The 12,964-nt window shown below is 73.2% G+C and carries 10 protein-coding genes and 1 tRNA gene; 3 read left to right on the forward strand and 8 right to left on the reverse strand.

What is annotated here, in order from left to right; all coding sequences use genetic code 11:
• Positions 1–54: 54 nt before the first annotated feature.
• The 6 genes from ABVB68_RS02315 to ABVB68_RS02340 form a co-directional block, all read right to left on the reverse strand.
• Positions 55–561: a hypothetical protein gene (locus ABVB68_RS02315; protein WP_353599114.1), complete on the reverse strand. Its 507-nt coding sequence runs from the start codon at positions 559–561 to the stop codon at positions 55–57.
• A 52-nt stretch (positions 562–613) separates the two neighbouring features.
• Entirely contained in the window at positions 614–1,216 is a 603-nt protein-coding gene (gene pth / locus ABVB68_RS02320; protein WP_353599115.1) for an aminoacyl-tRNA hydrolase, read from the reverse strand.
• Between the two features lie 209 nt (positions 1,217–1,425).
• The gene (locus ABVB68_RS02325) at positions 1,426–2,022 is read right to left on the reverse strand and encodes a 50S ribosomal protein L25/general stress protein Ctc (protein WP_353599116.1); all 597 of its coding nucleotides are present in this window, start codon (positions 2,020–2,022) and stop codon (positions 1,426–1,428) included.
• A 221-nt stretch (positions 2,023–2,243) separates the two neighbouring features.
• Complete coding sequence (locus tag ABVB68_RS02330; protein ID WP_353599117.1) at positions 2,244–3,224, reverse strand: ribose-phosphate diphosphokinase; 981 nt, start codon at positions 3,222–3,224, stop codon at positions 2,244–2,246.
• Positions 3,225–3,377: 153 nt separating this feature from the next.
• Complete coding sequence (gene glmU / locus ABVB68_RS02335; protein ID WP_353599118.1) at positions 3,378–4,826, reverse strand: bifunctional UDP-N-acetylglucosamine diphosphorylase/glucosamine-1-phosphate N-acetyltransferase GlmU; 1,449 nt, start codon at positions 4,824–4,826, stop codon at positions 3,378–3,380.
• A 123-nt stretch (positions 4,827–4,949) separates the two neighbouring features.
• A tRNA-Gln gene (locus ABVB68_RS02340) sits at positions 4,950–5,024 on the reverse strand.
• 232 nt (positions 5,025–5,256) lie between these two features.
• Between ABVB68_RS02340 and ABVB68_RS02345 the strand changes: the two genes are divergently transcribed.
• A complete protein-coding gene (locus ABVB68_RS02345; RefSeq protein WP_353599119.1) occupies positions 5,257–6,573 on the forward strand; it encodes a sensor histidine kinase in 1,317 nt (438 codons plus the stop codon).
• A gap of 356 nt (positions 6,574–6,929) precedes the next feature.
• Here the strand turns inward: ABVB68_RS02345 and ABVB68_RS02350 are convergent, their stop codons facing one another.
• Complete coding sequence (locus tag ABVB68_RS02350; protein WP_353599120.1) at positions 6,930–7,424, reverse strand: SUKH-3 domain-containing protein; 495 nt, start codon at positions 7,422–7,424, stop codon at positions 6,930–6,932.
• A 62-nt stretch (positions 7,425–7,486) separates the two neighbouring features.
• Entirely contained in the window at positions 7,487–8,002 is a 516-nt protein-coding gene (locus ABVB68_RS02355; RefSeq protein WP_353599121.1) for a YwqJ-related putative deaminase, read from the reverse strand.
• Positions 8,003–8,265: 263 nt separating this feature from the next.
• On the opposite strand from ABVB68_RS02355, the gene ABVB68_RS02360 reads away from it, so the two are divergent.
• Both ABVB68_RS02360 and ABVB68_RS02365 read left to right on the forward strand, forming a co-directional pair.
• On the forward strand, positions 8,266–9,306 hold the full coding sequence (locus tag ABVB68_RS02360) for an SMI1/KNR4 family protein (RefSeq protein WP_353599122.1): 1,041 nt from the start codon (positions 8,266–8,268) through the stop codon (positions 9,304–9,306).
• Between the two features lie 10 nt (positions 9,307–9,316).
• Positions 9,317–12,604, forward strand: coding sequence for an SUKH-4 family immunity protein (locus ABVB68_RS02365; protein ID WP_353599123.1), 3,288 nt, complete (start codon positions 9,317–9,319; stop codon positions 12,602–12,604).
• Positions 12,605–12,964 lie beyond the last annotated feature (360 nt).

Genomic DNA, 12,964 nt, shown 5'->3' on the forward strand with positions numbered 1-12,964 from the left:
ACCTCGGGACGCGGTCGCCTCGGGGCCCGGTCACCGCAGCGCAAGCGGTCGCGGTCACTGCAGGGCCACGAAGGCCGCCGTCAGCAGGCCCAGTCCCGCCAGGCCGAGCACCCAGCCCGGCCGGGCCAGCCGCATCCCGCCCGCGACCACCACGGAGGCCAGCAGCAGCGCCCCGCCCAGCGGCAGCCAGGCGTACAGGATCCCCGCCGGCCCCGAACGCACCGCGTCCGCGCTGCCGGGCTTCAGGACGACGTCGTACGTCCGACCCGAGCGCACCGCGAGGGACTTCACGAGTTCGACACGCGCGCGTGGCGGTGATCCGGCGGACGTCGGAGTGAACGGCCCGGTGCACGTCCGCCCGGCGCAGTGCGTGACCTCGACCGTGCCGGTCTCCCGCCCCTTGGTCAGCATCACGTGCTGCGCGGTCCCCCAGGAACCCCACACCCCGGCGAACAGGATCAGCACGGTGACCGTACCCATCGCCGCGACGCGCCCGAACCGCAACGCGGACACGGACGCCGGACGGGCGGAGCTGGCTGTGGCAGGCATGGCCGGGATCATTGGCCATACCCGGACGGGCGGTCAACTCACCCGCGCGGCATAGCCGTACAAGTCACGAGTTGTACGTGCTCTGCGCCCGCTCCAGGCCCTCCGTCACCAGACACTCCACCGCGTCGGCCGCACGGTCCACGAAGTAGTCCAGCTCCTTGCGCTCGGCCGACGCGAAGTCCTTCAGCACGAAGTCGGCCACCTGCATCCGCCCCGGCGGCCGCCCGATCCCGAACCGCACCCGGTGATAGTCCGGCCCCATCGCCTTCGTCATCGACTTCAGGCCGTTGTGCCCGTTGTCGCCGCCGCCCAGCTTCAGCCGCAGCGTGCCGTAGTCGATGTCCAGCTCGTCGTGGATCGCGACCACGTTCGCCAAGGGCACCTTGTAGAAGTCCTTCAGCGCGTTCACCGGGCCGCCGGACAGGTTCATGTACGACATCGGCTTGGCGAGGATCACCCGGCGGCTGGCCGGGCCGGCGGGACCGATCCGCCCCTCCAGCACCTGTGCCTGCGCCTTGCCCGCCCGCTTGAACTTCCCCCCGATCCGCGCCGCGAGCAGATCGGCCACCATGAAACCGACGTTGTGCCGGTTCATGGCGTACTCCGGCCCGGGATTACCGAGCCCGACGACGAGCCAGGGGCCACTGGCGGGGGTGGTCACGTCCATGTCTCCTCACGTGCAACAGCCGCTGCTCCCCCAAGGGAAGCAGCGGCTGGAGCGATACGGCTACCGCCGCGGCCATTCGGTCCGCGACGGCGATGGGGCACCCCCGGCGCGGGCGGAGCCGAGCGCGGGGACGGGGCGGGCACGGCCGCGGCGGTGCCGGGCGCCCTGTGCACAGGGACCCGCCGCTACGGCCGAACCGCCGGCCGGGCTCAGGCCTCGGCGGGCTCTTCGCTCTCGACGGCCTCTTCGCCCTCGGTCTCCTCGGCCTGCGCGGCCAGGACCTGCAGGACGACGGCGTCCTCCTCGACGGCCAGGGAGACGCCGCTCGGCAGGGTGATGTCCTTGGCGTGGATGGAGGCACCGGCCTCCAGGCCCTCGACGGAGACGGTGACGGCCTCGGGGATGTGCGTGGCCTCGGCCTCGACGGGCAGCGCGTTCAGCACGTGCTCGAGCAGGTTGCCACCCGCGGCCAGCTCGCCCTCGGTGTGCACGGGGATCTCGACCGTGACCTTCTCGCCGCGCTTGACCAGCAGCAGGTCGACGTGCTCCAGGAAGCCCTTGATCGGGTCGCGCTGCACGGACTTCGGGATCGCCAGCTCGTTGGTCTTGCCGTCGATGTCCAGGGCGATGAGGACGTTCGGCGTACGCAGGGCGAGCAGCAGCTCGTGGCCCGGCAGGGTCAGGTGCAGCGGCTCGGAGCCGTGACCGTAGAGGACACCCGGGACCTTGCTGGCACGGCGGATGCGGCGGGCGGCACCCTTGCCGAACTCGGTGCGGCTCTCGGCGCTGAGCTTGACCTCGGACATGTTGATCACTCCTCGTAGGAATTCGTACGGACCTGGTCACCCGGCCACGAACGGCCTGCTACGAAGAGCGCGTCGATAACGGACCGCCGCATCCCGTCTTCCGACGGAGTACGGCCTCCCTCGCCGAGCAACTGCAGCAGTCTACTCGGCAAGGGAGGCCGTTCCCAAAAGGATCTTCAGTTAGCCCGCCGGACGGGCGGGCCGAAGGACGTGCAGAAACCTCACTGCTCGTCGAAGAGGCTGGTCACCGAGCCGTCTTCGAAGACCTCGCGCACCGCGCTCGCGATCGTCGGAGCGATCGACAGCACCGTGATCTTGTCCAGGTCCCGGCCCAGCTCCGCCGGCGTCGGCAGCGTGTTCGTGAGCACGAACTCGCTCACCCGGGAGTTCTTCAGGCGGTCCGCGGCCGGACCCGACAGCACGCCGTGCGTGGCCGTCACGATGACGTCCTCGGCGCCGTGCGCGAACAGCGCGTCGGCGGCGGCGCAGATGGTCCCACCGGTGTCGATCATGTCGTCGACCAGGACGCACACCCGGCCCTTGACCTCACCGACGACCTCGTGGACGGTCACCTGGTTGGCCACGTCCTTGTCGCGCCGCTTGTGCACGATCGCCAGCGGCGCACCGAGCCGGTCGCACCAGCGGTCCGCCACCCGCACCCGGCCCGCGTCCGGCGACACGACCGTCAGCTTGTTCCGGTCCACCTTGCGGCCCACGTAGTCCGCCAGCAGCGGCAGCGCGAACAGGTGGTCCACCGGACCGTCGAAGAAGCCCTGGATCTGGTCCGTGTGCAGATCCACCGTCAGGATGCGGTTCGCACCCGCCGTCTTCATCATGTCCGCGATCAGGCGCGCCGAGATCGGTTCACGCCCCCGGTGCTTCTTGTCCTGTCGCGCGTAACCGTAGAACGGCACGATCACCGTGATGGAACGAGCCGACGCGCGCTTCAGCGCGTCGATCATGATGAGCTGCTCCATGATCCACTTGTTGATCGGAGCCGTGTGGCTCTGGATCAGGAAGCAGTCCGCACCGCGTGCCGACTCCTGGTAGCGAACGTAGATCTCACCGTTCGCGAAGTCGAAGGCCTTCGTCGGGACGACCCCGACACCCAGCTGCTGGGCGACCTCCTCGGCAAGCTCGGGGTGGGCGCGGCCGGAGAAGAACATCATCTTCTTCTCGCCGGTCGTCTTGATCCCGGTCACAGCACTGTCTCCTCAGAGGTTGTGTCAGCCAGCCGGCCGCTCGGACCTCTCGGCTGGGCGTGAGAGGCCGTATCAGCTGGTAAGGATGCGGGGGTGCACTCGTGCGGATGTGCACTTATCACGGTACGCCGTGTTTGGCGGACCCGTTTCCGGTCAGTCCTCGTCCTCGCCCCGCCGGGACACCGCCTCGGCCGCCTTCGCCGACGCGCTGCCGGGGCGCTTGCGTGCCACCCAGCCCTCGATATTCCGCTGCTGGCCACGGGCCACGGCCAGGGAACCGGGCGGCACGTCCTTCGTGATCACGGACCCGGCGGCGGTGTACGCGCCGTCCCCGACCGTGACAGGAGCCACAAACATGTTGTCCGAGCCCGTCTTGCAGTGCGACCCGATGGTGGTGTGGTGCTTGTTCTCACCGTCGTAGTTCACGAACACGCTCGCCGCGCCGATGTTCGTGTACTCGCCGATCGTCGCGTCGCCGACGTAGGACAGGTGCGGAACCTTCGTCCCCTCGCCGATCCGCGCGTTCTTCGTCTCGACGTACGTGCCGATCTTGCCCTTGGCGCCCAGCCGCGTCCCCGGCCGCAGGTAGGCGTACGGCCCCACGGTCGCCCCGGGCCCCACGAAGGCCCCCTCGGACACGGTGGTGTCCACCCGCGCCCCCGCGCCCACGTGGGTGTCCTTCAGCCGGCTGTTGGGGCCGACCTCCGCGCCCTCACCGAGATGCGTGGTCCCGGTCAGCTGCGTGCCCGGGTGCACGAGCGCGTCCCGCTCGAAGGTGACCGTCACGTCGACCCAGGTGGTGGCCGGGTCGACCACGGTGACCCCGTCCAGCATGGCCCGGGTCAGCAGCCGGTCGTTGAGCGTGCGGCGCGCCTCGGCGAGCTGCACCCGGTTGTTGATCCCGGCGATCTCCCGGTGGTCGGCGGCGACGGACGCCCCCACCCGGTGCCCGGCCTCCCGCAGGATGCCGAGCACGTCCGTGAGGTACTCCTCGCCCTGGCTGTTGTCCGTCCGCACCTTCTTCAGGGCGTCCGACAGCAACTGCCCGTCGAAGGCGAACACCCCGCTGTTGATCTCGCGGATCGACCGCTGGGCGTCGGTGGCGTCCTTGTGCTCGACGATCGCGGTCACGGCGCCGGTCGCGTCGTCCCGCACGATGCGGCCGTAACCGGTGGCGTCCGGCACCTCGGCGGTGAGCACGGTCACGGCGTTGCCGTCCGCGTGGTGCGTGCGGGCGAGCCGCTCGAGCGTGTCGGCGGTGAGGAGGGGGGTGTCCCCGCAGACGACCACGACGGTGCCGTCCACCGGGCCGCCCAGCTCCTCGAGACCCATGCGCACGGCGTGCCCGGTCCCGTTCTGCTTCGCCTGCACGGCCGTGCGCACGTCCGGGTCGATCTCGGTCAGGTGCGCGGTGACCTGCTCACGGGCGTGGCCCACGACGACGACCAGCTGCGCGGGGTCCAACTCGCGCGCGGCGGCCAGCACATGGCCGACCAGGGAACGGCCGCAGATCTGATGCAGGACCTTGGGTGTGGCCGACTTCATACGGGTGCCCTCACCCGCTGCGAGAACGACGACGGCTGCCGGGCGGATGGCGCTCACGGGGTTGCCCTTCGGCTCTGGATGGGTGGGGGTGACAGCCGCAGGATACCGGGGTGGAGCGGAGGGGGCGGGAGGGGGAACGAGTGCGGGCCCTGACCGTGATGTCAGGACCCGGTGGGTGGGTGGCTCCCCTGCCAGGACTCGAACCTGGAACAAATCATCCAAAGTGACCCGTGTTGCCGATTACACCACAGGGGACCATATAGGCTTCCCAAGCGGACATTTGTCCACTCCGCTGAGGTCGCGGCACCTACTATGCCGTACCACCAGCCCTCGATGCGACGGTACGAGTGGGCGCCCTTGCGGGACTTTGATCACCACGCGGCCGGTGGCGAGGCCGCGTTCGAGGCCGTTCCCGCGCGCCGTGCCGTGTGTGGAGGTAGGGGAAAGTCACCGGAAAAGCCGCACGCCTCGCCCGTAGGCTGGACACATGACCACGACGGGGGAAAACCACCACACCAGGGGCCTGACCGGCCCCTGGTGGTGGGGGAGGTGGCGCAGCGCGGTGCTCGACGGCGGCCTGGCGCTGGTGTCGGCCGCCGAGTGCGGCGCGGAGGGGATTCCGTTCGCCCGGGACGCGGGCGTCCCGGTGCCGGTGGGGATCGTGTTCGGTCTGATCGCCGGCTCGATGCTGCTGGTGCGGCGCAAGTGGCCCATCGCCGTCGTGCTGGTGGCGATCGCGATCACGCCGGCCCAGATGGGTTTCCTGATGGGCGTCGTCGGCCTCTACACGCTCGCGGCGTGCGAACTGCCACGGCGGATCATCGGCGCGCTGGCCGGGATGTCGTTGCTGGGCACGATGATCGTGACGTTCGTACGGGTGCGGCAGGACATGGCGCGGGGCGATCTGACGCTCGGCGACTGGTTCGTGCCGTTCGCGGCGGTCACGACGTCGCTGGGGCTGACGGCCCCACCGGTGCTGCTGGGCCTGTACGTGGGCGCGCGGCGGCGGTTGATGGAGAGTCTGCGGGAGCGGGCGGACTCCCTGGAGCGCGAGCTCCAGCTGCTCGCGGAGCGGGCGGAGGAGCGCGCCGAGTGGGCGCGCAACGAGGAGCGGACCCGGATCGCGCGGGAGATGCACGACGTCGTCGCGCACCGGGTGAGCCTGATGGTGGTGCACGCGGCGGCCCTGCAGGCGGTGGCGCGCAAGGATCCGGAGAAGGCGGTGAAGAACGCCGCGCTCGTGGGGGACATGGGCCGGCAGGCGCTGACCGAGTTGCGGGAGATGCTCGGGGTGCTGCGGGCGGGGGAGGACGCGGGCCGGCGCGCCGCCGCGCTGCCGCTGGCGGCGGTGGGCGAGGCGGCCGCGGCCGCGGCCTCCCGGGCGGCCGGTGAGGACGGTGCCGCGGAGGGGCCGTGCCTGTCGGAGCTGGACGAGCTGATCGGGCAGTCGGCGGCGGCGGGGATGGCCGTGGATCTCTCGGTGGACGGGGAGGTGCGGACGTATGCGGCGGGGATCGAGCAGACGGCGTACCGGGTGGTGCAGGAGGCGTTGACGAACGTCCACAAGCACGCGGCGGGCGCGAAGACGCATGTGCGGCTGGCGCACCGGGTGTCGGAGATCGCGATGCAGGTGGAGAACGAGCCGCCGCCGGAGCCCGCCTCGGCCGCGGCGGCGCGGCTGCCCTCGGGCGGGAACGGCCTGGTGGGCATGCGCGAGCGGGTCCTGGCGCTGGGCGGGGTGTTCGTGTCGGGACCGACGGACTCGGGCGGCTTCCGGGTCTCGGCGGTGATCCCGGCGCGGTAGCGGGGCGCGGGGAGCGGGCGGGGCGGTTCCGCGACCCGTCGCCGCGGAGGCGTGCCCGGTGTGAACGGCCTCTCGGACGGCCGGGACCGGCTCGCCCTGAGGTGCACGGGGTGGCCGTGGCGTGCGGGCTCGCGCGTGCGGCGGGTCGGCCGGGTGGGCGTCCGTTTCGGACGGCCGGGACCGGCCCTGCCGCGAGGCCCCGGGATCGGCCCGTTGTGAGGCCCCCGGGATTCGCCTGCCGTGACGCGCCCGGCATCGGCCTGTTGTCGGGCCCCCGGGATCGGCCTGCTGTGACGCGCCAGGGATCGGCCTGTTGTGAGGCCCCCCGGGATCCGCCTGCCGTGACGCGCCCGGGGTCAGCCTGCCGTCAGGCGTACGGGCTCTATGCCGGTGATGAGGGTGGACAGGGCGTGGTCGATGTCGGGGCCGACGTACCAGTCGCCGGTGTGGTCGAGCGCGTAGACGCGGCCCTCGGCGTCGACGGCGAGGAGCGCCGTGGTGTCGGTCTCCTCGCCCAGGGGGCTGAGGTCGGTGCCGAGGGCGCGCCCGAGGTCGCCGAGGGTGCGGGCGTGGTGCAGTCCGTGCAGCGGGTCCAGGTGGAGGGTGGCGGGAGCGACCTGGCGCCCGGGGCCCGTGGGGGCGATCGCGAGGCCGCCGAACTCCGCCCAGGCCTCGACGGCCGCGGGGAAGACGGTGTGCCGGTGCCCGGCGGGTGAGGTGTGCTCGCGCAGGGTGTCCGCCCAGATCTCGGCCTGCTTTATGTCCCAGCGCCCGGGTTGCCACCCGGCGGCGCGCAGAGCGGCGTCGACGGGTACGGAGAAGCGCGTGGTGGAGGTGCGGTCGGGGTGCATCGGCCCTTCGTTCGTCGTACCGGCGTGGGTGGTGCGGGGTTTGTCGGGATCGACGGGTGCGCTCAGCCGTCGGTTGCCGTGGGGTCGACGATGCGGACGCCGAAGTGGGCGCTGAGGGCGGTGCAGGCCCGGCAGGGGCTGGCGAAGCTGCCATGGCGGGGGTCGCCGGCTTCGCGTATGCGGCGGGTGGTGAGTTTGGCGTGCTTGAGGGCCCTGCGGGCCTCGCCGTTGGTCATGGGCTTGCGGGCGGCGCGCTTGCTGCGGGTGGCGTCGGCGGCGGCGACCTGGCGGGAGATCAGGATCGTCTCGGCGCACCGGCCGGTGAAGCGGTCGCGCTGGGCGCTGCCGAGGGTGTCGAGGAAGTCCTGGACGAGGGGGTGCAGGGAAGGGGGTTCCTCGCCGCGGGCGGCGGTGCCGGTGAGGGTGGCGCCGCGGACGGAGAGGGCCGCGGCGACGGTGGGCAGGATGCCGTCGCGGCGGTGACGCAGGGTGGGGGCGGCGGGTGTCTCGGTGCCGCTCCAGTCGATGCGAGGGTCGCCGGCCCGCGCCTGCGTACCTCCGGTCTGCAAGGCGTTCATGATCGCTCCTCCCTCCCCGGGTGTCCCCCGAAGGAACACAGGGTGCCAAATGCCCTGCCTGGTGGGGAAGCTGGGGCGGCGCGACACGCCCGGGGCTGGGCGTGTCGTGACGATGGGGTGACGGCTGGTCACAGAAGCGGACGGGCGGTGCACGGAGGGACGCGGTGGGCCGGTGACCGGGGTTCGTGTACCGCATAGGCTGTCGCCATCCGCGATCGACACCGCCGTTCAGGCCCGAGAGAACGCCTCAGGGGGCAACCGCCATGACGACAGGTCGGCTCGGGCTGGGGGCACCGCCCAGCGGCCAGGCCGGGGGACATGCCGCGCCGCCGAACGCGGCCTACGCCGGGCAGGTCGTGCACTTTCCCGATCCGGTCCGGGCGGCACGTCACCCGAGAGGGGTACGGGTCGACGAGCACGGATACCCGGATTTCTCGCCGTACGCGCGCGTGGCGGCGGAGATCGCCGAACCGCCGGAGGGCTTCGGCGTCGACGAGCTGCGGCTGACGGACTTCGTCTCGGCGAACGCCGCGTCGGCGGCGTCGGGGCACGAGCTGTGGGACACGGTGGCGAACGTGGCGACGCCGCACGGCTGGACGTGGCACCACGTGGCGGGCACGCGGCGGCTGGAGTTGGTCCCGGTCGAGGTGAAGGCGTTGCTGCGGCACCACGGTGGCGTGGCGACGGCGCCGGTGGACCACGCCAAGCGGGGGACGCGCCCGCTGCAGGAGACCCGTCCGGCGCATTTCGTGCTGCCGAAGTCGGGTGTGGCGGTGACCGAGGCGCAGGTGCAGGGCGTCGAGGAGGACCTCGGCTACCGGCTCCCCGGCGCCTACCGCTCGTTCCTGAAGGCGGCGGGCGGCTGCGCGCCGGTGGGCACGGCACTCGCCGCCGAACTGGGCCTGTTGCTGGACCAGCCGTTCTTCACGGTGCGCGACGAGGCCGCGGTCAACGACCTGGTGTACGTCAACAAGTGCCTGCGCGACCACCTGACGAAGGACTACCTGGGCGTCACCTTCGTACAGGGTGGTCTGCTCGCGGTGAAGGTGAAGGGCGAGCGGATCGGTTCGGTGTGGTTCTGCGCGTACGACGACGTGCGCGACGTGGATCCGTCCTGGTCGCCCGCGGAGCGGGTGGAACGTCTGCTGCTGCCGTGCGGTGACGACTTCGACGTGTTCCTGTCGCGGCTGGCCGGTAGTCCACCGGAGTTGGAGACGGTGGCGAATCTGATGGTGGACGGCGGTTTCGCCCGTGTCGTCCCGGTGTCTTCCGGCTCGGCGTCTTCCGGCCCGGTAGGGGAGTGAGCTGCAGGCGATGGTGACCTACGCGCAGGCGCAGGAGCGCGCCGAGGAGTGGATCAACGGCGACGTCCCCGGCTACCAGCACCGTGAGGTGCGGGTGCGGGAGTTCGACCTGGGATTCGTGGTGTGGGGCGAGGACCGTGCGGAGGGCCCGCGCTCGGACGCGGGCGGCCAGCGGCTGGTCATCGCCCGGGACAGCGGGGAGGCCACGCTGTGGCCGGCGCTGCCGGTGGGTGAGGTGATCCGGCGGTACGAGGAGCAGTACGGGCGTGCCGGCGAGCCCGAGGACGCGGTGCCGGCGGCCGCCGCCTCCCGTGTCGACCTGAACCAGACGTCGTTCCTGCTGTCTCCTCCGGAGTGGCTGCAGGAGGCGGCGGACAAGCTGGGCCTGGAGGACCGCCGGCCGGGTGCGTCCGCCGGTTCCGGTGCCTCTGCCGGTTCGGGTGCGTCCGCCGGTTCCGGTGCCTCTGCCGGTTCGGGTGCGTCCGCCGGTTCCGGTGCCTCTGCCGGTTCCGGTGCGTCCGCCGGTTCGGGTGCGTCCGCCGGTTCCGGTGCGCCCGCCGGTCCCGGTGTGCCGGCCGGTCCGGGCGCGGCGGGGGCGTACGGAGAGCCCGGCGGTCCGCAGGTGCCGGGGCCGTCTGCTCCGGTGGATGTGCCTGCCGGTGCCACGCCTTGGGCGGGTACGGACACGAATGCGGGCGCCGGCGAGGAGGACCGTTCCGTGCCGTTGCCGGCGACGGTGTTCGCGCCGCCGTTGAGCTACCCGGACGACCAGGGCCCTCGGCCGCCGGCGGCCGCGCCGGACGCGAAGACCGCGCTGATCCCGGGGGGCAGCCAACTGCCGCCGACCGCGGTCGCACCGGCGCTCGACGCGTCGAACGTGCCGGGAGCGCAGGACTACTCGGCGCCCGGCTCCCAGAGCGGTTCGCCCGCCTTCGGCGGTGCGCCGGGCGCGCCCGGCGCCGCACACCAGCCCGGCGTGCCCGCCGCACCCGGCGCCCTCGGTGCCCCCGGCGCACCGAGCGCCACGCACGGCGGCACGCCTCCGCCGGGCGTCACACAGGGCGGCACGCCTCCGCCTGGGCCGGGTGCGCCGCCGTACGGCTACCCGCAGGGACCGGCGGTCCCGGGTACGCCCCCGCCGGGCCCGCCCCACCAGCCTTCCGCGCAGGGCATGCCGTACGCGCCCCACGCTGCGCCCGGCACGCCCGGCACGCCTGGCACGCCGCAAGGAAGCACGCCGCCGCCGTTCCCGGGCGCGCCGCCGTACGGGTATCCCCAGGGTTCCGGCGCGCCGCAGGGCGCTCCTGGGTACGGCTACCCGCAGATGCCGGGCGGGCCGGGCGGTACGCCGAACGTGCCGCAGCCCCCGGCGGGGCCGGGTACGGCGCAGCGGCATCTCGCGCCGAACGCCGGTGACATAGCGGATGCGGCGACGAGCAAGGCGGCGCCGCCGCCGAAGAAGGCGCGCGGTGGCGCGGGCGCGCCGCCTCCCCCGCCGGGCGCCCCGGGTACGCCGGGCGCACGCCCGGGCAGTGCGGCGACCCCGCCCGCACCGGGTGCACCCGCGGGTGGGTACGTGCCGACGCAGCTTGTGTCGGCGCTCGAACCCGAGGGACCCGAGGGGCTGCTCGGGGCGGGAGCGCCCGCCGGCCCGGCCGGCGCGGACGGTACACCGGGACCGGGCGTGCCGAACCCGCCGGGCGCCCCCTCTCCGCCCGTTGCTCCTCCGGGTGCTCCGGGTGCTCCGGGTGCTCCGGGTGCTCCGGGTGCTCCGGGTGGCCCCCCTGCGGGCCATGTGCACCACGCGGCCACGGTGCTCGCGACCCCCGGCCAGTTGGGCGGTGGCGCGCCGCAGCCCCCGGGTGCCGCGGGAGTACCGGGCGCACAGGGCGGCCCGGGGGCCCCGGCTGCGCCGAACCCGCCCGGTCCCCCCGGAACTCCGAACGCCCCGGGTGTGCCCAACCCGCCCGGTCCTCCTGGAACCCCGAACGCCCCGTTCGCGCCTGCCGCGCCACAGTCCCCCGGCGCTCCCGGTGTCCCGGGGCCTCACGGTGGTGCGCATGGTGCGGTGCATCATGCCGAGACCGTGCTGGCCGCGCCCCCCGTGGCCGGCCCGGGGGCTCCGCCGCCGCCCGCTCCCGGCGCACTCGGGATGCCGGGCGCCCCTGGCATGCCGCCGGGTGCTCCGGGTGCCGCGCACCCGATGCCCCCGGGTGCCCCGCAGCCCATGCCGCCGGGTGCCATGCCGCCGCCGGGTGCCATGCCGCCCCCGGGTGCGCAGGTGCCCGGACCGCCTCCCGCGTACGGGTATCCGCAGCAGGGGCAGCCGACGGTCGGCCCCGGCTACCAGGCGGTGCTGCGCTATCGCGCGCAGGACGGTTCGGAGCAGCAGCTGATCCGGCGTTCGGCCCCGGGCATGCCGCACCCGGAGTGGCAGATCTTCCACGAACTGCGCGGGATGAACGTGCCGCCGGAGCAGGTGCTGGAGCTGCACACCGAGCTGGAGTCGTGCGAGCTGCCGGGTGCCTACTGCGCCCGGATGATCCGGGAGCAGTGGCCGCAGGCGCGGATCACGAGCATCGCGCCGTACGGCACGGACCACGCGAGCCGGCAGCAGGGCATGCATCAGTTGCTGGCGCACCAGGGTGAGTTGCACCAGGTGGCGGACGGTCCCGCGCGGCCGGCGCCGGTGCGGGCGCCGCTGCCGCCGGTGCAGGCCGCACCGGCGAACCCGCCGGAGGCGATCGCGCAGGAGCTGGCGGCGGCGTTCGGGCCGGGTGTCTTCCGGTTCGAGCAGCAGGCGGTGTCACGCCAGGGTGTGCCGCCGGTCGTGGCGCACATGCTCGTCGTGGCCGGGTTGCCGCTGGACATGGGCCCGTTCTTCTGGGCGCAGGCACAGCCGGGACGTCCGGTGCCGACGCTGGCGGAGCTGGCGGCCGAGCGCGGGGTGCAGCCGGCGTCGGACGCCGGGTCGTACCTCGTCATGGGCAGCGACTTCGGCAAGGCGATCTGTGTGCAGTACGGCACGGCGAACATCGTGGCCGTGCCGGTGGAGGCGGGGCCGGGCGGTGCCCCGGTGCCCCCGCAGTTCGTGAACAGCGGGCTGCCGGAGTTCGCGCGGTGCCTGGCCCTGCTGGGCCGGATGTGGCGTCTGCGGCACGGCCTGAACCAGGAGCAGGCGGGCCGCTGGACGGTCGACTTCCAGGCGCAGCTGGCCTCCCTGGACCCGGCTGCGCTCGGCTCTCCGGAGAGCTGGTGGTCGGTGCTGCTGGAGCAGATGTGGGACGGGCTGCTGTGACGAACATCGGCCGGGAGTGAGCGGGCCCGGCCGGTGGGACGGGCTGCTGTGACGAACATCGGCCGGGAGTGAGCGGACCCGGCCGGTGGGACGGGCTGCTGTGACGAACACCGGCCGGGAGTGAGCGGGCCCGGCCGGGAGGGATCGCACCCGGCCGGGAGTGGGGGCACCCGCGCGAGAGTAAGCAGGTCCGGCCGAGACTGGGTGGATTCGGCTAGGAGAGAGCGGATCGTGTCCCCCACGCGCGTGTGGGGGAGTCACGATGACCGCCTGACCGCCTGACCGCCTGACCGCCTGACCGCCTGACCGCCTGACCGCCTGACCGCCTGACCGCCTGACCGCCTGACCGCCTGACCGCCG

Source organism: Streptomyces sp. NPDC096012, from assembly GCF_040426375.1.
Taxonomy (GTDB): domain Bacteria; phylum Actinomycetota; class Actinomycetes; order Streptomycetales; family Streptomycetaceae; genus Streptomyces.

Excerpts from the sequence above, each read along its gene's own strand:
- ABVB68_RS02345 (WP_353599119.1), top strand. The coding sequence starts at position 5,257 with ATGACCACGACGGGGGAAAACCACCACACCAGGGGCCTGACCGGCCCC.
- pth (WP_353599115.1), bottom strand. The coding sequence starts at position 1,216 with ATGGACGTGACCACCCCCGCCAGTGGCCCCTGGCTCGTCGTCGGGCTC.
- ABVB68_RS02315 (WP_353599114.1), bottom strand. The coding sequence starts at position 561 with ATGATCCCGGCCATGCCTGCCACAGCCAGCTCCGCCCGTCCGGCGTCC.
- ABVB68_RS02350 (WP_353599120.1), bottom strand. The coding sequence starts at position 7,424 with ATGCACCCCGACCGCACCTCCACCACGCGCTTCTCCGTACCCGTCGAC.
- ABVB68_RS02325 (WP_353599116.1), bottom strand. The coding sequence starts at position 2,022 with ATGTCCGAGGTCAAGCTCAGCGCCGAGAGCCGCACCGAGTTCGGCAAG.
- ABVB68_RS02360 (WP_353599122.1), top strand. The coding sequence starts at position 8,266 with ATGACGACAGGTCGGCTCGGGCTGGGGGCACCGCCCAGCGGCCAGGCC.
- ABVB68_RS02355 (WP_353599121.1), bottom strand. The coding sequence starts at position 8,002 with ATGAACGCCTTGCAGACCGGAGGTACGCAGGCGCGGGCCGGCGACCCT.
- ABVB68_RS02365 (WP_353599123.1), top strand. The coding sequence starts at position 9,317 with ATGGTGACCTACGCGCAGGCGCAGGAGCGCGCCGAGGAGTGGATCAAC.